Origin of the sequence: Brucella tritici, from assembly GCF_008932285.1 — a bacterium.
In the GTDB taxonomy this organism is placed as follows: domain Bacteria; phylum Pseudomonadota; class Alphaproteobacteria; order Rhizobiales; family Rhizobiaceae; genus Brucella; species Brucella tritici.
The window spans coordinates 1,064,653-1,083,330 of record NZ_WBVY01000001.1 but is presented as its reverse complement, the minus strand read 5'-3'; the positions used below and the strand labels follow the sequence as shown (position 1 = coordinate 1,083,330).

Sequence of the window (18,678 nt, the reverse complement as noted above, 5' to 3'; positions counted from 1 at the left end):
TCAATTGGTTGCTGGTTTGGTTTGAAACCGAAATTCGCTCACGCCTCGTTCGAGGGGCATGCGAATTTCGGTTTTGCCAAACCAGGGGCCGGGTGTAGGGTGATCCCGGCACCCGGTCGGAGTTTTTGTATGTTCCGTTTCATATTGAACAAACTCGTCTATCTGGTTCCGACCTTCATAGGCATTACAATCGTGGCTTTTGCTTTCGTCCGGGTTCTGCCCGGCGATCCCGTGCTGTTGATGGCCGGCGAACGCGGCGTCAGCCCTGAGCGCCATGCCGAATTGATGGCGCAGCTCGGCTTCGACCGTCCGATCTGGCAGCAATATCTGGACTATGTCTGGAACCTGCTGCACGGTGATTTCGGTCAGTCACTCGTGACAAAAAAGCCTGTTCTCGTTGAATTCTTCGCGCTGTTTCCTGCAACTGTAGAATTGTCCATCTGCGCGATCATCGTGGCTATTCTGTTGGGCATCCCTGCTGGCGTCATCGCTGCTGTCAAGCGCGGCTCGTGGTTCGACCAGGGGCTGATGGGCATTTCGCTGGTCGGTTATTCGATGCCGATTTTCTGGTGGGCGCTTCTGCTCATCATCTTTTTCTCGGGCGTGCTGCAGTGGACGCCGGTTTCCGGCCGTATCTCTCTGCTCTATTTCTTCCCGCCTGTGACCGGTTTCATGCTGATCGACAGTCTGCTGTCGGACCAGAAGGGCGCTTTCATCTCGGCGGCCTCGCATCTCATCCTGCCGACCATCGTGCTTGCGACCATTCCGCTCGCCGTTATCGCGCGCCAGACCCGCTCCGCGATGCTGGAAGTTCTGGGTGAGGACTATGTGCGCACCGCGCGCGCGAAAGGCCTGCCGGTTCGTCGCGTTGTTGGACTGCATGCGCTTCGAAATGCGATGATCCCCGTCATCACGACCATCGGCCTGCAGGTCGGCGTTCTTATGGCTGGCGCGATCCTGACCGAGACGATCTTCTCATGGCCCGGTATCGGCAAATGGATGCTCGATTCCATTTTCCGTCGCGATTATCCGGTCGTGCAAAGCGGACTGCTGCTGATTGCATTCATCATCATGCTGGTGAATCTGGTCGTGGATCTGCTGTACGGCCTTATTAATCCGCGTATCCGGCACAAGTGAGGGTATCATGACACACTCAGCTATTCAGCCGGAAGCCGCGAACGACATTGGCAAGATGCGCGCGCTGAAGGATTTCTGGTTTTATTTCAGCGTCAACCGCGGCGCTGTGATCGGTCTTTTCGTATTTCTCGCAATCATTCTGGTAGCGATCTTTGCTCCGATTATTGCGCCGCACGATCCTACGGAACAGTTCCGTGAATTCGTGAAGGTTCCGCCCTTCTGGGAAGATGGTGGTTCGACGCAGTTCCTTCTGGGAACGGATGCGGTCGGACGTGATATTCTGTCCCGCCTGATCTATGGTTCGCAATATTCGCTGCTCGTGGGCTTTGTCATCGTCATCATTTCGATGTGCCTTGGCATCACCATCGGCCTTATCACCGGCTATTTCGGTGGCGGCGTCGATACCGTGTTCATGCGCATCATGGATGTTATTCTGGCGTTCCCGTCGCTTCTGCTGGCTCTGGTTCTGGTGGCGATTCTCGGGCCTGGCCTGATCAATGCGGTTCTGGCGATCACGCTGGTTCTCCTGCCGCACTTCTCGCGTCTTACCCGCGCTGCCGTCATGGCGGAAAAGGAACGCGAATACGTGACCGCCGCCAAGCTTGCCGGTGCAAGCAAATTGCGTCTGATGTTCAAGACCATTCTGCCGAACTGTCTTGCTCCGCTCGTGGTGCAGGCAACGATGTCGTTCTCCAACGCCATCCTCGACGTGGCAGCTCTCGGCTTCCTCGGCATGGGCGCGCAACCGCCAACGCCGGAATGGGGTACGATGCTTGCCGAAGCGCGTGAGTTCATCCTGAGCGCCTGGTGGATCGTTACTTTCCCCGGTCTTGCTATCCTGATTACTGTTCTCGCCATCAATCTGATTGGCGACGGTCTGCGCGATGCGCTTGACCCGAAACTGAAGAGGAGCTGATCGATGGCTCTGCTTGAAATCAAGAACCTCACGGTTTCTTTCGACACTTCGACAGGCCCGTTCCGGGCGGTCGACGGGATCGACATAAGGGTCGACAAGGGCGAAGTGCTTGCGATTGTCGGCGAGTCCGGTTCGGGCAAGTCGGTCGGCATGCTTGCGGTCATGGGTCTCCTGCCCAAGACGGCAACTGTTACCGCCGACACCATGACCTTCGATGGCAAGGACTTGCAGGCAATGTCCGACAAGGATCGCCGCAAGATCATCGGTCGTGACATTTCGATGATTTTCCAGGAGCCTGTCGCCAGCCTCAATCCCTGCTTCACGGTGGGTTATCAGCTTGAGGAAGTGCTGAAGCAGCATATGGGTATGAATGGCTCGGCGAGCCGTGCACGCGCCATCGAGCTTCTGGAACTCGTCGGCATTCGCGACGCAGCGGAACGCCTGAAAAGCTTCCCGCATCAGATGTCGGGCGGCCAGTGCCAGCGCGTCATGATCGCTATCGCGATTGCGTGCAACCCGAAGCTTCTCATTGCCGACGAACCGACGACCGCTCTCGATGTGACGATCCAGAAGCAGATTCTCGATCTTCTGATGCGGCTTCAGGTGGAACACGGCATGGGTCTCATCATGATTACCCATGACATGGGTGTTGTGGCTGAAACGGCGGACCGCGTGATTGTGCAGTATAAGGGCCACAAGATGGAGGATGCCGACGTGCTGTCGCTGTTCTCCGCGCCCAAGCACCCTTACACCCGTGCGCTGCTCTCGGCCCTGCCGGAAAATGCGACCGGCGATCGTCTTCCGACGGTTTCCGATTTCGTCTTTGAAAATAATGGTGCGGGAGAAGCGTGATGAGCGAGATTGTTCTCGAGGCGCGCGACATCAAGCGCGATTATGATGTTGGCGGCGGTCTGTTCGGCAAGGCGAAAGTGGTTCATGCCGTCAAGGGCGTGAGCTTCAAGGTCGAAAAAGGCAAGACATTGGCCATCGTCGGTGAATCGGGTTGCGGCAAGTCCACGCTGGCTCGTATTCTCACCATGATCGATCCGCAGACCTCCGGTGAACTGAAGATCGGCGGCAAGGATGTGAACATCGCTCGCGATGGTCTGACGTCGGAAATGCGCCAGAAGGTGCAGATCGTGTTCCAGAATCCCTATGGCTCGCTCAATCCGCGCCAGAAGATCGGTGACGTTCTGGCCGAACCTCTGCTGCTGAATACCAATATGTCTGCCGAGGAACGTCGCGCCAAGGCGATGCAGATGCTGTTGAAGGTCGGCCTTGGTCGCGAACACTTCAACCGCTATCCGCATATGTTCTCCGGTGGCCAGCGCCAGCGTATCGCTATCGCACGTGCGCTGATGCTCAACCCGAAGCTGCTTATTCTCGATGAGCCGGTTTCCGCGCTTGATCTGTCCGTTCAGGCGCAGGTTCTGAACCTGCTTTCTGATTTGCAGGAAGAGTTCGGTCTCACCTATGTCTTCATCAGTCATGACCTTTCGGTTGTGCGCTACATCGCCGATGAGGTGATGGTGATGTATTTCGGTGAGGTGGTTGAGTACGGTTCGCGGGACGATGTCTTCAACAACCCGCAGCATGACTATACGAAGAAGCTCTTTGCTGCGACGCCGCGCGCGGATGTCGATGCCATCAAGGCTCGCGTAGAAGCCCGTGCGGCTGCAAGACAGGCAGCGCATAGCTGATCAATATTCATACGCAGCATAGAATACAAAAAACCGCACATTCTCATGTGCGGTTTTTTATTTGCGTCATGAATGTTGCAACCTATGGGGTTTCAAAGTATAGGAACGATATTTTAATAGTTATAAATTTGGAATTGCCGTGTATTTTTATTTTGTTGTTTCTTTTGTATCAGTAATATTATCCGCTATTTTTTGGGTTGCGAATTCTCAATTCCTATTTTGTATTTAAGCCATGTATTTTTATTAAATATACATAATATAGGTAATTCATGCATAATTTTCTAATCATTCTTTTCGTCGCGTTGCTAGCCCTGTTTGGCTTCTTGGCTCTTCTGTTTGTTAGTGTTTCATAGGCGTGCTTATGTGCCGCGCTGTTGATGCCAGGCGAGGGCGCGCACAATGTCATCTGCCGCAATCTTGCCGACGATTGCTCCGTTTTCGATGATCCCGACGTCGCCGCTGCTGTCCGCTACAGCATTCATCAGCTCGCGCACCAGGGTTTCGCGCCGGGCGGTCGCGGCAAAAGGACGTGGCGCTGCATTGCGATCGAAGGGCACCATGATGTCGCCTGCCCGAAGCACGCCGAGCGGGTTCATATGGGCAACGAAGTCGGCAACATAGTCGTCGGCGGGCTGCAGGAGAATCTCCTGCGGCGTGCCGCACTGAACAATACGACCGCCTTCCATGATGGCGATGCGATTGCCGATCTTCATGGCTTCATCGAGATCGTGGCTGACAAAGACGATGGTCTTTTTCAAACGTGACTGGAAGGCCAGCAATTCGTCCTGCAGGCGTGTGCGGATCAGCGGATCAAGGGCCGAGAACGGCTCGTCCATCAGCAGGATCGGCGCACCGGTTGCAAATGCGCGGGCAAGCCCGACGCGCTGCTGCATACCGCCGGAAAGTTCTCCGACCTTGCGCTTGGACCAATCCTGTAAGCCGACAAGTTCAAGCTGCTCGCGTGCTTTGGCAAGGCGTTCTTCCTTGCCCATGCCGGAAATTTCCAAGCCGAAAGCGACATTTTCCTCGACCGTGCGCCATGGCAACAAGCCGAACTGCTGGAACACCATGGAGACAAGTTCGGTGCGAAGATGGCGAAGGGTCCCGCGGTCAGCCTTGCCGACGTCGATTGCACGCTCGCCTTCCCGCACGAGAACACGCCCGCGCGAAATCGGATTAAGCCGGTTGATTGCGCGAAGAAGCGTGGATTTTCCCGAACCTGACAATCCCATCAGAACGAGGATTTCGCCTTCCTCTATGTTGAGCGTGCAATTATGCACACCCAGCACAAGATTGGTTTCAGCCTGAATCTGTGAACGGGTGGCCCCGCGATCTGCAAGAGCAAGTGCGTCGTCGACATTGCTGCCGAAAATGATGCAGACGTCTTCGAGTGCGATGATGGTCATCCGCTTGCTCCTGATCTCTGTTCGAGCATGATCTTATTCGAAAACCGGTTTCCACTTTTCGGGATCATGCTATTTCTCGCGTCCGGCGCGGAAGATGCGGTCGAGCACGATGGCGACCACGACGATGACAAGACCGGCCTCGAAGCCGAGTGCGGTATTGACTGAATTCAAGGCCCGCACGACGGGTACGCCAAGGCCATCAGCACCGACAAGCGCTGCAATGACCACCATCGAAAGCGACAGCATGATTGTTTGGGTCAAACCGGCGAGAATTTGCGGCATGGCGTAAGGTAGTTCAATTTTCCACAAGAGTTGCGACCGCGACGCTCCGAACGCTTCACCAGCTTCAATCAGCGATGAAGGCGTGGACGATATACCGAGGTGGGTCAATCGTACCGGCGCAGGCAGAACGAAGATTGCCGTTGCCAGCAGGCCCGGCACCATGCCGATGCCGAAGAAAACAATTGCCGGGATCAGGTAAACGAATGTCGGCAGGGTCTGCATCAGATCGAGCACGGGGCGCATAGCAGCGTAAAGCGCCGGGCGATGAGCTGCCGCAATGCCGAGCGGTACGCCGATTGCCATGCAGAGAAAACAGGCCGACAGAACAAGAGTCAGGGTTTCGAGCGTTCGATCCCAATAGCCCTGATTGATGATGAAGAGGAAGCCGATCACGGTCAGCACGACCACCGAGATACGGCGCTGGATCAGCCACGCGATGACAGCGAAGATGGCGATCAGAAGCAGAGGGTGAGGGAGCTTGAGAAGGAAAAGCAGCCCGTCAATGAGGCTCTGCATGACGGCGGCCAAGGTATCGAAAAAGCCGCCCATATTGTCCGTCAGCCAGTCCACCACGGATTTGGCGGTCGGTCCGACAGGGATCTTATAGTCCGTCAGCCAGTTCAACGATCAAGTCTCCTGCTGCGTGCCAGAGCATTTCCAGCAAAGGTGCGATGCGTCTACGCGGGGAAACCAGTTCACTGGACCGATTTCTGATCCCGCTTCGATGCGTAGGATAATGCGTAAGCACAAAGAGAAAGGGTGCGGGCATCGTGGAATCTACCGGGCCGCGTTTGTCGCAGCCCGGCGAGATGTCGGGATTAAAGGCCGAGTGCTGCCTTGACGGCTGGCAGGCCTTCCTTGCCATCAACGGTCGTTACGCCGGCGAGCCACTGGTCGAGTACGCCCGGATTGGCTTTCAGCCAGCCGGTTGCAGCCTTCGACGGCTCTTCGCCATCATCGAGAATCTTGCCCATGATGTCGTTTTCGATGTCGAGCTTGAATTCCAGATTGGTGAGGAACTTGCCGACATTCGGGCATTCCTGCGTATAGCCGGTGCGGACATTCGTTTCGACCTTGGCACCGCCGAGATTGGGGCCGAAGAAATCGTCGCCACCGGTGAGGTATGCGATTTCGAAACGCTTGTTCATGGGGTGCGGCTCCCATGCCAGGAACACAACCGGTTCCTTGCTCTTGATGCTGCGCGCAACCTGCGCCAGCATGCCCTGTTCGGACGATTCCGCCAATTCGAACGACTTGAGGCCGAAGGCATCCTTGTTGATCATGTCGAGGATCAGACGATTGCCGTCATTGCCTGGCTCGATGCCGTAGATCTTGCCGCCGAGCTTATCCTTGAACGTGGCGATGTCCTTGAAGTCCTTGAGGCCTTCGTCATAGGCGTATTTTGGCACGGCGAGCGTATATTTCGCGCCGGTCAGATTGGTGCGCAGTGTCTCGACGGTTTTGTTGTCCAGATAAGGCTGGAGGTCAGCAGTCATGGACGGGTTCCAATAGCCGAGGAAGACGTCGATATCCTTTTTGCTCAGTGACGCATAGGTCACCGGCACGGAGAGAACCTTGATGTCGGTTTTGTAGCCGAGACCTTTCAGGATTTCTGTCGCCACCGCCGTTGTCGAAGTGATGTCAGTCCAGCCGACATCCGAGAAGCGGACGGTCGAGCAGCTTGCGGGTTCGGCGGCGAAACCGGTTGCAGGTGCGCTTAGCATTGCCGTTCCCGTGGCAAGCCCACCCAAGGCAAGCGTAAGCATATAGGTCGATACGGACTTCATTGTTCTCTCCATTTACCGGGCCGTTTTGACGGATTGATTGTTTTTCCGGTTCCAGCTTTAGCAAACACCAAAGATTGCGCCATTCAAGTACCATAGCGGCGAAAATGTTCTCGATTGCGACGTTGGCCGCAGTTTCTGGCGGAAAACCGTTTCACACCAGACTTGAAACTGCCTTGAAGCTGTTTGTCGCTCATCATTTTCCGGAACCGACGGCCAAGGGGAAACGGGCAGGATTGCCACGCATTTGGCCGAAGCGGGTTGGCGCCATGTTACGGATCGGCCCTCGGGATTCAACCCTGTCAGCGGAAAATGACGGATAAAATCAGTTGGATGGGGCTTCGAGGTTGTCGAAAAGATGAGCACACTCTATTTGAGAGCTGGAAGCTTTTTGAGGCTTGGCTGCTTGCGAACGGGACTTGCAATGCATAGGTCCGTAGGCGACGCAGAAGCGGTGGAAAGCCCGGAGTTTCGGGCAAAAGGAAGGATTTTTTACAGTGTGGAATGCAGTAAAGGGCGTTTTTCCCTTCCTGGGCCGTTTCATCGCGGCACTCGCTCGCCTGATTGCCATTCCGCTCAGCGGATTGTGGCGGCTTTTCCTGCGGCTCGGAATTTTGTGGAAAGTTGCGGTTGCGGTCGTCGTGATCGGTCTTGGCGGCCTTTACGTCTATTTCATCTGGCAGACTCAGGTATGGACGAATTTCGATCCTGACTATCCGGCCAAGTACAGCTATCAGGATGCGACCACGCCCGGTGAAGAGGTAAAGGCTCAGGCCGCTCCGGCTGAAGCGCCGTCCACCGCAGCACCCGTGGAACAGCCCGCCGCCACACCCGAAACCAGTCAGACTGGCAATGAAGCATCTGCGAATCAGCCGGTTCAGGCCGCGCAATTGCCGTCCTCGGCGCGCAAATGTTCCCGCTCGGCCATCGCTGAAGTCGCCGCCGATCTTACCGACTTCAATGTCAACCAGAATGCATGGATTTCCTCCATGCTGCTCTACAAGCTCGGTCTTTTCGGTATGGATTGGGATCGCACGCCATTCCTCGACAACAAGGCGTCGTTCCAGCGCGGCATCAATGCAGCGGTACGCCGTACCGCGATTGAACTCGTCGACAATATCGGCCGTCTGCGCGGCACGTCGCAGATCGACGGCGATCTGCAAAAGGCGCGCGGCAATCTGCAATTTGCCGAAGATTCCTGGTATTTCGGCCTGAGTCCGTTCGGTCCGAAGACGCCGACGCCGAGCTATTACCGTTCGGCGATCAAGGATCTGCGTGCCTTCAACGGACGGCTTGAGAATTGTCAGGCGACCTTCGATGCCCGCGCCGACAATCTGATCCAGTTTGTCGACCGTATCGCAAGTGACCTCGGTTCAACTTCGGCCATCCTCAAGGACCGTGCCGAGAATTACCACGCCGGCTGGTTCGACACGCGGGCGGATGACCGTTTCTGGTTCGCCTATGGTCAGCTCTATGCCTATTACGGCCTGCTGCGTGCGGCACATTCGGATTTCCGCGGTGTTCTGGCTGAAAAGCACCTCGACGGTGTGTGGGACGAGATGGAAAAGCAGATGCGTGCCGCGCTCGACATGCAGCCTTTCATCGTTTCCAACGGTAGCCCGGATGCATGGTTCACGCCGTCGCATCTGACCACGATGGGCTTCTACATTCTGCGTGTCCGTTCCAATCTGGTGGACGTGAAACAGGTTCTGGAGCGCTGATCGGCAATGGAACTGCCAGCTTCCTTGCGACAGGCGGTGGATGCCGCGCTTGAGGGCGTGGCATTGGCCGACCTGAAGCGCGCATCTGAAATGCTTTCACGCCGTTACCGCGCCGAGACGCGGGATGGACGCATGCATATTTCCGATGATCTTGCCGCGAAGGCCTATCTGGCGGCGCGCCTGCCTGCGACCTATGCGGCGGTTCGCGCCAGCATGGACAGTGCCGCCGAGGTCTGCACCGATTTTGCGCCGCAATCCATGCTCGATGTTGGTGCAGGGCCGGGAACCGCCCTTTGGGCGGCAAAACAGTGCTGGCCCACGCTTCAATCCGCAACCATGATCGAGGCAAGCCCTGCGATCAGAGCCGTGGGCAACGATCTTTCGCAAAATAGCGGACTGCCTGACCTCGACTGGCGGGCAGGGGATGTGGTTCGGGAGAAACTGGATTTTCCGCAAGCCGATCTCGTGACCATTGCCTATGTGCTTGACGAGCTTGCTCCTGAAAAGCGGCAGGCACTGATTGAGCGTTTGTGGGCGTCGGCCCGGCAGATGCTGGTGATCGTGGAACCCGGAACACCGGCAGGCTGGCAGCGTATTCTCGATGCACGCAGGGCGCTTGTTGCCGCAGGCGCAATCATTGCGGCACCCTGTCCACACCAGCTCGATTGCCCGTTGGTCGCGCCCGACTGGTGCCATTTTTCGCGCCGCGTTGCGCGCTCGCGTATTCATCGTCTGACCAAGGAAGCCGAAGTGCCGTGGGAGGACGAGAAGTTTATCTATCTTGCTGCGGTGCGCGAGACGGTCGGTAATGTGGAAGCGCGGATCATCGCGCCGACGCGGGTTGGCGGCGGCAAAGTTTCGGTTAAACTCTGCAAGGATAACGGCAGTGCAGAAGAGCGTCTCCTGACCAAGCGCGCCGGGGATCTGTTCCGTTGGGCGCGTCGCGCTGACTGGGGCGATGCCTTGATGAAAGAGTAAGCCGGAACCGAAACGATGAAGATCAGTCTGGTCCAGTTACGTCTGCTTGAAGCCGTCGCGGAAACCGGCAGCGTCGGTGCGGCGGCACGGCGCTTGCGGCTCACACAATCGGGAGCCAGTCAGGCGATTGCGACACTGGAAAAAATCCTCGGGGTCGATGTGCTGGCGCGAAAGCGCGATGGGGCTGCCCTGACGGCGTTCGGACAATCGATCCTTGCCGATGCCAAGGCCGCCCTTGCCGCAATCGACCGAATAGAACTACAGGCACGATGCAGTGCTTCCGGCGCGCCCGAACGACTGCGTGTCGCGGCAATTCCAAGCCAGCTTGAATATGTTCTGCCCGGTCTGCGAAAGTCGTTTCAGCGGCTTTATCCCGGCATTGATTTTAGTGCTTTCGAGGGCGGGCACGACGATGTCAGCCTGTGGGTGCGCGACGGTATTGCCGATCTCGGCATTACATCGCTGCCGACGCCCGAGCTTGAGGCACGGGAAGTTGGCCGGGAAGAACTTGTCGTGGTGGGACGACGTGACGACCCCTTCATGCGCAATGACACAATCGCAGCGGAGGACTTGCGGGATCGCCAGTTGATTGCCGCAGCAGGCTGCGAAATGATTATCGACAGGATCATTCATGGTGATGGCGAAACGCGCAGCGAGCAGGTGCGCACCCGCGACGTTGCCACGGTGCTGGAAATGGTGCGGCATGGCATCGGCACGACGCTTCTGTCAGAAATCAGTCTGCCGGGCGCCGATCTGCATGGATTGCGGGCACGCCGGCTCGATCCGTCGACGTTTCGCACCGTCTATATTGTTTTTCGGGCCGACAGTCCGGTCCGGCATCTGGTCGAACGGTTCTGCGATATAGCAGTGGATGCCAGAAGCCGGGCGGCATAAGAAACTCTAATACCTGATATCTTGCTTATCCGTGGCGCTCGCGCATGCCAGGGGTGCGATAGTCTGCGCTCTTTCTTCATCCTGCAGTGAGTAACCATGACGGCAATTACCGAAACCACCTCGACAAGCTCGACTTCCGACACCATACGCGGTCTGGCCTGGGGGCTGTCCGGTGTTCTGGTATGGTCCGGTTCGTTCGTCCTGACCCGTTTCGGGTTCAAGACCGCATTGACGCCTTTCGACATCATTGCCCTGCGCTTCGGTGTGGCAGGGCTGGTGCTGTTGCCGGTGGTGCTGATGAAAGGATTTGGCTTTCGCAAGCTTGGTCCGCTCGGCTTTGTGCTTCTGGTTTCCGGTGCGGGCGTTCCCTATGCGCTGCTGACCACCTGCGGCCTGCAATATGCTCCGGCGTCCCATGCGGCAGCGCTCATTCCGGGGCTGATGACAGCAATGGTTGCCGTTCTGGGGATGGCGCTTCTCAAGGAACATCTTGCGCCGTCGCGCTGGTCCGGGGTCGTGCTGATCCTGATCGGCGCCATGCTGATCGCCGGTCTGTCGCAACTGGGCGGACCGGAAATGCTCGGACACCTTTTCTTTTTCATCGCGGCATTGGTGTGGGCGATCTATGTCATGGTGTTTCGCAGGAAGGGAATGGACGGGCTGCACGCGACCGCCATCGCAGCCGTCACCTCGGCAATCGTCTATCTGCCGATCTATATGATCTTCCTGCCCAAGGGACTTGGCGCGACATCCTGGGGCGATATTGCCTTGCAAGGTTTCTATCAGGGCGTACTTACTTCGGCCTTTGGCGTCTTTGCCTTCAACCGTGCCGTTGTCTTGCTGGGAACGGCGGCAGGGGCAGCGCTTTCGGCACTGATCCCTGTCATCACTCTGGTTCTGGCACTTGTCCTGCTGGGTGAGGTGCCGGGCTGGACCGACACGCTCGCCGCCTTCCTGATCAGCGTCGGTGTGCTGGCACTGAACAGGAAGGGAAAGAAGCCTGTCGCATCATGATGCCTGCAGAACGACGCGAGGAGCAGGGCGGTTGATGATGAACACCATGGCCGCGGCGGCAAAGCACATGGCACCGGCAAGGATCAGGGCCGGGGTGTAGCTGTCATAGTCCGTGCGGACGAAACCGGCGAAGGCTGCTGCTGCTGCGGCACCGATCTGATGGCCGGTGAAGACCCAGCCGAAGACCAGCCCGGCTTTTTCCGGGCCAAAACGCTCGGCAGCGAGCTTGACGGTCGGCGGCACGGTCGCCACCCAGTCCAGCCCGTAAAAGACGGCGAACAATGCCAGTTCGTAGACGGTGAAGTCGGTAAAGGTAAGATAGATCAGCGACAGGCCGCGCAATGCATAGAACCAGAACAGGAGCCAGCGATTGTCGAAGCGGTCGGAAAGCCAGCCGGACATGATCGTGCCGATCAGGTCGAATGCGCCGATCACGGCAAGGATGCCAGCCGCGCCGACTGGCGCAATCCCGAAATCCCCGCAAAGCGTGATCCAGTGCGTCTGGATCAGGCCGTTGGTGGAAAAACCGCAGACGAAGAAGGTCAGAAACAGGACCCAGAAAGTGGCGGTTGAAGATGCTTCGCGCAAGGTGACGAGCGGTGAGGCCAGCATGGCGCCGAAGCTTTTCCGGGGCTCGGGTGCCGGAAGCGGTGCAGTGCGGCCATAAGGCTTCAAGCCGATATCCGCCGGATGATCGCGCATCAAAGCGAGAACCAGTACAAGCGCGGCAACGAGGAAGCAGACAACGATGGTGAGCGATGTGCGCCAGCCAATCGTCTGGCTGACGCTGGCAAGAATCGGCATGAAGACGAGCTGGCCGGTGGCGTTGCTGGCTGTCATCAGGCCGACGACGAGGCCGCGCCGCTTTTCGAACCAGCGTGCTGCGACGGTTGCGCCGAGCACGAGTGCCGTCATGCCGGTGCCAAGGCCGATCACTACGCCCCAGAGCGCAACCATCTGCCATTCCTCGGTCATGAAAATGGAACCGACAAGCCCCAGTGAAATCATGACGAGAGCGCTTGCAACCACGCGGCGCAGGCCGAACTGGTTCATGAAGGCTGCCGCAAACGGCCCCATCAGGCCGAAAAGCACAAGGCGAAGCGCCATTGCAAAGGAGATATTCGCATTCGTCCAGCCGAATTCACGCTGGAGCGGTTCGATCAGAATGCCCGCCGACCCCATGGCGGCGGCTGTCGCCAGCATGGTCAGGAAGGTTATGGCGGCGACGACCCATCCGTAATGGATGTTTCTCTGGGCGAGAAAGCTGGCAAGGCGGGCAGAAATCATCTTTGGCGCTTTCGGGGTTCAAGCTGGTTTCGAGCTGGCTATTGGCCAGCCATGCGTCTGATGGCGAAACCGTTCGCTCCATAGAGGGCGTGTGGCTTCAGGTCATTGTTTTCAGTCAAAGGGCGCTCGGTGCCCGATCAATCGAGACTGCGAAGAAGGCTTTGCAATTGCTCTACGCCGTCCTCTCCCAGTCTGGCTTCAATCTCCTCCTGCGCCTGATCCCACAACGGGGCGCCGCGCTCCACGAGATTGCGACCGTCAGCCGTCAGCGTAACGCTGGTCTCGCGATGGTCGTCGCTGGCCGCAGGCTCGATCAGGCCCATGCGCTGCAGAACTTTCACATTGCGGCCCATGGTCGAACGATCCAGCTCGGACAGATGTGCAAGTTCCGTCAGCGAAATGGAGCCTGCACGGCGGACTTTTCGCAGCGTACTGAACTGCGCAACGTTAATGCCAAGCGGGGCCAGAGCGTTGTCATAAACACTCGAAGTCTTGCGGGCTGCCTGACGCAGAAGGATACAGAAACACGGATGCGGCATATTGCGGGTATATACCCGTAAATGGCCGATAGCAAGATCGAAGTTATAAACAGCGAGTTCGTTGCTGCCATTCTGCTGACAGCAACGATGCCTTCAGGAAGGGCTGGTCGCTGGTTCAGACAGCGATATAGGCGGTTTCCTTCACTTCCTCCATCACGGCATAAGTGTGCGATTCCCGCACGCCGGGCAGAGAAAGAAGCGCCTCCGAAAGGAAGCGCCGATAGTGATCCATGTCGGATACACGGGCTTTGACGAGATAGTCGAAGCCGCCCGCAACCATGTGGCATTCCAGAATGTCGGGATTGCTGCGGGTGAAGGTCGAGAAGGTTTCAAAGACTTCCGGCGTGGTGCGATCAAGCTTGATCTCGATAAAGACCAGCATGGCCCGGTCGAGCATCTTGGGCGAAAGCCGCGCCGAATAGCCGAGAATATACCCTTCACGGGTCAGTCGTTTGACGCGTTCGGCAGTTGCCGTCTGCGAGAGATTTATGCGATCGGCCAGTTCGGTATTGGTCAGGCGTCCATTGTCCTGAAGGGCGCGCAAAATACTCCTGTCCATCGCATCGAGATTCTTCATCAGTGTCCCCAATGGCCGTTTATATGTGACGGCTCTATTCTTGAATTTTGCATATGTGTTTGAGTTGCCACGGAAATCAATCCGAAATCGGCCCCCGACGCAAGACGAAACTTGTTGGGTGGTCCTACAAATTTTCGAACAGTTTCGATGAATGCCGCTTAAACATAAGCATAAATGCAAATAACAATCACAGATTGTAAATTATATACAACCTATGGTAATAATAGTGCGCATACTGAAAGTTATATTGCACCTGTAAATTTTGGCATGGGGTAAGGGTGCCCGGATCTGGAGGAATCGTCCCATTCCTTCCGTTTCGTTTATCCTGGTTCTGAGGAAATCCGGACAGCCCCAAACTGTCCGGATTTTCTTTTGGTAAACCTTTGGAATGTCCTTCTGACGACGGCCTGCAATGCACATTTCGACGGTTGAATTTTCCGGTTGCAAGCGGACACATTGAACGCTAACAGTACGTCCATGAACATTTCGCGCAATATCGTCATCAACGGTTGGTGGTGGGCCCGCTAAAAGCGGCCACGCAGGCGTTTGTGCATTTGCGTTTAGGAAACAGGCCGCTGGGATTATCCGGGCGGCCTTTTTGTTTGGCTGTTTGAATAAGACCGGCGGGGAAACCGGGTTCAGGAAATATTCGGAAACAGTTGGGATTTGGGATAGCCGATCATGAATGCGAAGATTGCGGATAGCGAGATATTCCAGCACGAGACGGCAGGCGGTATCGTCGTCGAGCGCGTGCGCCACCTCACAGCCTACAAAGGCGCGATCGAGACCTATATCGATGCGTTGAACGAACGGCGCGGTGCGGTGTTTTCGTCAAACTACGAATATCCGGGCCGCTATACGCGATGGGACACGGCTATCGTCGATCCTCCGGTGGCCATCACCTCGCGCGCCCGCACGATGCGCATCGAAGCACTGAATGCCCGTGGCGTCATTCTTCTGCGGCCTATCCTGGACACGGTAAAGGCTCTTGACGAAGTAACGGTCGACAAGGCCGAAGAAAACCGCATCGAGCTGACCATTGCCGAGCCGAGCGGAACCTTCACCGAGGAAGAGCGCTCGCGCATGCCTTCGGTTTTCACGGTTCTGCGGGCGATTGTCGGCCTCTTCTTCTCCGAGGAAGATGCCAATCTCGGTCTTTATGGTGCCTTCGGCTACGATCTGGCGTTCCAGTTCGACCCGGTTCAGTACAAGCTGAAGCGTCCCGACGATCAGCGCGATCTGGTGCTGTTCATTCCCGATGAAATCTTTGTGGCTGACCACTATGCGGCACGTGCCTGGGTGGATCGTTATGAATTCACCTGCGGCGGGTCTTCCACGCATGGTCTTGCACGGGCGACGCCCGCACAGGCATTCAAGCCATCGGAAGCCAAGCTTGCGCGGGGCGATCACAATCCGGGCGAATATGCCAAGCTCGTCGAGCGCGCCAAAGAAAGCTTCAAGCGTGGCGACCTCTTCGAAGTGGTTCCGGGCCAGACTTTCTATGAACGCTGCCATACCGCTCCTTCGGAGATTTTCCGTCGGTTGAAGACAATCAATCCGTCGCCCTATTCGTTCTTCATCAATCTGGGTGACAACGAATATCTGGTCGGCGCATCGCCGGAAATGTTCGTGCGGGTCAATGGGCGGCGTATCGAAACCTGCCCCATCTCCGGCACGATCAAGCGCGGCGAAGATGCGATTTCGGATTCGGAACAGATTCTGAAACTGCTGAACTCCAAGAAGGATGAATCCGAGCTGACCATGTGCTCGGACGTGGACCGCAACGACAAGAGCCGTGTCTGCGAGCCGGGTTCGGTGCGCGTTATCGGTCGCCGCCAGATCGAAATGTATTCGCGCCTGATCCACACGGTCGATCACATCGAAGGGCGCCTTCGTGATGGCATGGATGCGTTCGACGGTTTCCTCAGCCATGCATGGGCTGTGACGGTTACCGGCGCGCCGAAGCTGTGGGCGATGCGTTTTCTCGAAGAAAACGAACGCAGCCCGCGCGCATGGTATGGTGGCGCCATCGGCATGATGCATTTCAATGGCGACATGAATACCGGCCTGACGCTGCGCACCATCCGCGTGAAGGATGGCGTGGCTGAAATCCGTGCCGGTGCAACGCTTCTGTTCGATTCCAATCCGGAAGAAGAAGAAGCCGAAACCGAATTGAAGGCATCGGCAATGATCGCGGCTGTGCGCGAAGCACAGAAGAGCAATCATATCGCCGAAGAGCGCGTGGCGGCGAAGGTGGGCGAGGGGATTTCGATCCTGCTCGTTGATCACGAAGATTCCTTCGTGCACACGCTCGCCAATTATTTCCGCCAGACCGGCGCCACGGTCTCGACGGTGCGTTCGCCTGTTGCCGATGACGTGTTCGACAGGGTCAAGCCGGACCTTGTGGTTCTGTCACCCGGACCGGGCACGCCGCAGGATTTCGATTGCAAGGCGACCATCGACAAAGCGCGCAAGCGAGAACTGCCGATCTTCGGTGTCTGTCTTGGATTGCAGGCACTGGCAGAAGCCTATGGCGGTACGCTGCGCCAGTTGCGTATTCCGATGCACGGCAAGCCGTCGCGCATTCGCGTGTCGAAGCCGGAGCGGATATTCTCGGGCCTGCCAAAGGAAGTGACGGTCGGGCGTTATCATTCGATCTTCGCCGATCCGGAACGTTTGCCGGACGATTTCATGGTAACAGCGGAAACCGAAGACGGTGTCATCATGGCTTTCGAGCATAAGAAGGAGCCGGTTGCCGCCGTTCAGTTCCACCCGGAATCCATCATGACGCTCGGCCACAATGCCGGAATGCGCATGATCGAGAATGTGGTGACGCATCTGGCGGGCAAGAACAAGGCGCGTCGTACCAACTACTGATCGAACGCCTTTCGTTCCGATTTTGAGCCAGCCGCAGCCATTGCTGCGGCTGGCTTTTTTTGCTTTTTCGCTGTCTGCCCATTGCCTGCTTTGGCAACTCATTTGCAACTGTAATGCCTTGCATTTGCAGGAGAAAATTAAATGCGAGAACTGAAAAAACAGGGGTACGAAGTTTCGCTTTTCTGGGGTATAGAACGGCGGTGAATTGTTGCTGCATATGCCAGATGCGTTTTGGATGCGTCTTGCGCGCCAAAACAAACATTAGAGCGCCGATCTGATTCAATCGGATCGAACTGCGCTCTAGTAAAAGAGTGAAGGGCCGTGCGTAGGCCCGTCCCGGTTTCGGGACAAGATCAAAATATTCAAAGGTTCATCATGGACGCGAGTGCAAAGGTTCGGCGGCTTGCCGCTTGGTCTATTCCGATTGCTTTCGGTGTGATGGGTTTGAAATATCTGGCCTATGCGCTGACCGGCTCCGTGGCCCTTTATTCGGACGCGCTGGAATCCATCGTCAATGTGATCGCGGCAGTTGGCGCATGGTGGGCCATTCGGGTCAGCTATTTGCCTGCCGACGATAACCACCCCTTCGGACATCACAAGGCGGAATATATTTCTGCCGTCGTGGAGGGCGTTCTGATCACGGTGGCAGCACTTTTGATCTTCCGCGAGGCCTGGTTTGCGCTTCAAACGCCGCGAATGCTCGATGAACCCTGGCTTGGTCTCGGTATCAACACGGCAGCCGCCGTCGTGAACGGCGTGTGGGCGACATTGTTGATTCGCACCGGTCGCAAGTCCCGCTCGCCTGCGCTGGAAGCCGACGGAAAACACATCATGACCGATGTGTTCACCTCTGTAGGTGTTCTGGTCGGTCTTGTCGGTGCTGTCGTGACCGGCTGGGCCATACTCGATCCGCTGCTCGCCATTCTGGTGGCAATCAACATTCTCTGGCAGGGTTGGCATGTCATCAATTCCTCGGTGCAGGGATTGATGGATATTGGTGTCGAGCCGACCGAGGAAATGCGCATTCGCGATGTCATTTCGGCCAATGCGGGCGGCGCCATCGAGGTTCATGATCTGAAGACCCGTATTGCGGGCCGTGTCACCTTCATCGAGTTTCATTTGGTTGTTGCGGCGGATATGAGCGTCGGCGATGCCCATGTGATTTGCGACCGTATCGAAGAGGCTGTGAAGAAGCAGATCGACAGCGCGCGGGTGGTGATCCATGTCGAGCCGGAAGACGAGGCAAAGCTGCCACCGGGAACCAGCGCGGTGCCATTCGCCTGAATGAAATACTGTCTTGCACAGTACAAATCTCGCGTGTAAAAGCTTTTCCTATGACGATCAAAAGCGCAACATCCCTGGAACATTCCGCAGCCGCCTTCGGCGCGCGCGTTGATGTTTGCGTTCTAAACTCGCTTCTTACCCTCGGCCTTAGCGGCGATCGCCGGGCTCGCTGAAAGGAGCGTCCGGCGGTCGATCTCCGGTCGCAGGCCTGTGCTCCTTTCCAGAAAACCCTTATAATCGATCAGTAGTATCCGCGCTTGACGGCTTGAATCCGTCGAAAGC

General features: G+C 56.9%; 16 protein-coding genes. 10 read left to right on the top strand and 6 right to left on the bottom strand.

Translation table 11 applies throughout. The annotated features are described in order from the left end of the window. Positions 1–129 precede the first annotated feature (129 nt). From F9K94_RS05355 to F9K94_RS05340, 4 genes are read left to right on the top strand one after another with little or no spacing between them, the layout of a single operon-like run. Complete coding sequence (locus tag F9K94_RS05355) at positions 130–1,137, top strand: ABC transporter permease subunit (protein ID WP_061345873.1); 1,008 nt, start codon at positions 130–132, stop codon at positions 1,135–1,137. 7 nt (positions 1,138–1,144) lie between these two features. Beyond that, positions 1,145–2,053, top strand: coding sequence for an ABC transporter permease subunit (locus F9K94_RS05350; RefSeq protein ID WP_061345874.1), 909 nt, complete (start codon positions 1,145–1,147; stop codon positions 2,051–2,053). Positions 2,054–2,056: 3 nt separating this feature from the next. Further along, complete coding sequence (locus F9K94_RS05345; protein WP_061345875.1) at positions 2,057–2,905, top strand: ABC transporter ATP-binding protein; 849 nt, start codon at positions 2,057–2,059, stop codon at positions 2,903–2,905. Next, positions 2,905–3,753 carry a dipeptide ABC transporter ATP-binding protein gene (locus F9K94_RS05340; RefSeq protein WP_061345876.1) on the top strand — a complete coding sequence of 283 codons (849 nt, stop codon included), beginning with the start codon at positions 2,905–2,907 and terminating at the stop codon, positions 3,751–3,753. The genes F9K94_RS05345 and F9K94_RS05340 overlap by 1 nt, the downstream gene beginning before the upstream one ends. A 359-nt stretch (positions 3,754–4,112) precedes the next feature. On the opposite strand, the gene choV is transcribed toward F9K94_RS05340, so the two are convergent. The 3 genes from choV to F9K94_RS05325 form a co-directional block, all read right to left on the bottom strand. Further along, on the bottom strand, positions 4,113–5,159 hold the full coding sequence (gene choV / locus F9K94_RS05335; protein ID WP_061345877.1) for a choline ABC transporter ATP-binding protein: 1,047 nt from the start codon (positions 5,157–5,159) through the stop codon (positions 4,113–4,115). 69 nt (positions 5,160–5,228) lie between these two features. Then, positions 5,229–6,065, bottom strand: coding sequence for a choline ABC transporter permease subunit (gene choW, locus F9K94_RS05330; protein WP_012091632.1), 837 nt, complete (start codon positions 6,063–6,065; stop codon positions 5,229–5,231). A 194-nt stretch (positions 6,066–6,259) separates the two neighbouring features. Beyond that, on the bottom strand, positions 6,260–7,228 hold the full coding sequence (locus F9K94_RS05325; RefSeq protein ID WP_061345878.1) for a choline ABC transporter substrate-binding protein: 969 nt from the start codon (positions 7,226–7,228) through the stop codon (positions 6,260–6,262). A 494-nt stretch (positions 7,229–7,722) separates the two neighbouring features. Here F9K94_RS05325 and F9K94_RS05320 point away from each other — a divergent pair, with 494 nt between their 5' ends. The 4 genes from F9K94_RS05320 to F9K94_RS05305 all read left to right on the top strand — a co-directional run bounded on the left by F9K94_RS05320 (position 7,723) and on the right by F9K94_RS05305 (position 11,832). Further along, positions 7,723–8,946, top strand: coding sequence for a DUF2333 family protein (locus F9K94_RS05320; protein WP_151644044.1), 1,224 nt, complete (start codon positions 7,723–7,725; stop codon positions 8,944–8,946). A 6-nt stretch (positions 8,947–8,952) separates the two neighbouring features. After that, on the top strand, positions 8,953–9,924 hold the full coding sequence (locus F9K94_RS05315; protein ID WP_151644042.1) for a small ribosomal subunit Rsm22 family protein: 972 nt from the start codon (positions 8,953–8,955) through the stop codon (positions 9,922–9,924). A 15-nt stretch (positions 9,925–9,939) separates the two neighbouring features. Then, complete coding sequence (locus tag F9K94_RS05310) at positions 9,940–10,818, top strand: LysR family transcriptional regulator (protein ID WP_151644040.1); 879 nt, start codon at positions 9,940–9,942, stop codon at positions 10,816–10,818. Positions 10,819–10,914: 96 nt separating this feature from the next. After that, complete coding sequence (locus tag F9K94_RS05305; RefSeq protein WP_151644038.1) at positions 10,915–11,832, top strand: DMT family transporter; 918 nt, start codon at positions 10,915–10,917, stop codon at positions 11,830–11,832. Here the strand turns inward: F9K94_RS05305 and F9K94_RS05300 are convergent. The 3 genes from F9K94_RS05300 to F9K94_RS05290 all read right to left on the bottom strand — a co-directional run bounded on the left by F9K94_RS05300 (position 11,827) and on the right by F9K94_RS05290 (position 14,235). Beyond that, a complete protein-coding gene (locus F9K94_RS05300; RefSeq protein WP_151644036.1) occupies positions 11,827–13,119 on the bottom strand; it encodes an MFS transporter in 1,293 nt (430 codons plus the stop codon). The genes F9K94_RS05305 and F9K94_RS05300 overlap by 6 nt on opposite strands. Before the next feature lie 137 nt (positions 13,120–13,256). Continuing rightward, on the bottom strand, positions 13,257–13,658 hold the full coding sequence (locus tag F9K94_RS05295; protein WP_061345884.1) for a MarR family winged helix-turn-helix transcriptional regulator: 402 nt from the start codon (positions 13,656–13,658) through the stop codon (positions 13,257–13,259). A 115-nt stretch (positions 13,659–13,773) separates the two neighbouring features. Next, positions 13,774–14,235, bottom strand: a complete 462-nt coding sequence (locus F9K94_RS05290) for an Lrp/AsnC ligand binding domain-containing protein (protein WP_151644034.1) — start codon at positions 14,233–14,235, stop codon at positions 13,774–13,776. Positions 14,236–14,916: 681 nt separating this feature from the next. On the opposite strand from F9K94_RS05290, the gene F9K94_RS05280 reads away from it, so the two are divergent. Continuing rightward, positions 14,917–17,112 carry an anthranilate synthase component I gene (locus tag F9K94_RS05280; RefSeq protein WP_061345886.1) on the top strand — a complete coding sequence of 732 codons (2,196 nt, stop codon included), beginning with the start codon at positions 14,917–14,919 and terminating at the stop codon, positions 17,110–17,112. A gap of 375 nt (positions 17,113–17,487) precedes the next feature. Then, the gene (locus tag F9K94_RS05275) at positions 17,488–18,396 is read left to right on the top strand and encodes a cation diffusion facilitator family transporter (protein ID WP_061345887.1); all 909 of its coding nucleotides are present in this window, start codon (positions 17,488–17,490) and stop codon (positions 18,394–18,396) included. Positions 18,397–18,678 lie beyond the last annotated feature (282 nt).

Coding starts and splice junctions, on each gene's coding strand:
- F9K94_RS05355 (WP_061345873.1), top strand. CDS start 130: ATGTTCCGTTTCATATTGAACAAACTCGTCTATCTGGTTCCGACCTTC.
- F9K94_RS05350 (WP_061345874.1), top strand. CDS start 1,145: ATGACACACTCAGCTATTCAGCCGGAAGCCGCGAACGACATTGGCAAG.
- F9K94_RS05345 (WP_061345875.1), top strand. CDS start 2,057: ATGGCTCTGCTTGAAATCAAGAACCTCACGGTTTCTTTCGACACTTCG.
- F9K94_RS05340 (WP_061345876.1), top strand. CDS start 2,905: ATGAGCGAGATTGTTCTCGAGGCGCGCGACATCAAGCGCGATTATGAT.
- choV (WP_061345877.1), bottom strand. CDS start 5,159: ATGACCATCATCGCACTCGAAGACGTCTGCATCATTTTCGGCAGCAAT.
- F9K94_RS05325 (WP_061345878.1), bottom strand. CDS start 7,228: ATGAAGTCCGTATCGACCTATATGCTTACGCTTGCCTTGGGTGGGCTT.
- F9K94_RS05315 (WP_151644042.1), top strand. CDS start 8,953: ATGGAACTGCCAGCTTCCTTGCGACAGGCGGTGGATGCCGCGCTTGAG.
- F9K94_RS05310 (WP_151644040.1), top strand. CDS start 9,940: ATGAAGATCAGTCTGGTCCAGTTACGTCTGCTTGAAGCCGTCGCGGAA.
- F9K94_RS05305 (WP_151644038.1), top strand. CDS start 10,915: ATGACGGCAATTACCGAAACCACCTCGACAAGCTCGACTTCCGACACC.
- F9K94_RS05300 (WP_151644036.1), bottom strand. CDS start 13,119: ATGATTTCTGCCCGCCTTGCCAGCTTTCTCGCCCAGAGAAACATCCAT.
- F9K94_RS05295 (WP_061345884.1), bottom strand. CDS start 13,658: ATGCCGCATCCGTGTTTCTGTATCCTTCTGCGTCAGGCAGCCCGCAAG.
- F9K94_RS05290 (WP_151644034.1), bottom strand. CDS start 14,235: ATGAAGAATCTCGATGCGATGGACAGGAGTATTTTGCGCGCCCTTCAG.
- F9K94_RS05280 (WP_061345886.1), top strand. CDS start 14,917: ATGAATGCGAAGATTGCGGATAGCGAGATATTCCAGCACGAGACGGCA.
- F9K94_RS05275 (WP_061345887.1), top strand. CDS start 17,488: ATGGACGCGAGTGCAAAGGTTCGGCGGCTTGCCGCTTGGTCTATTCCG.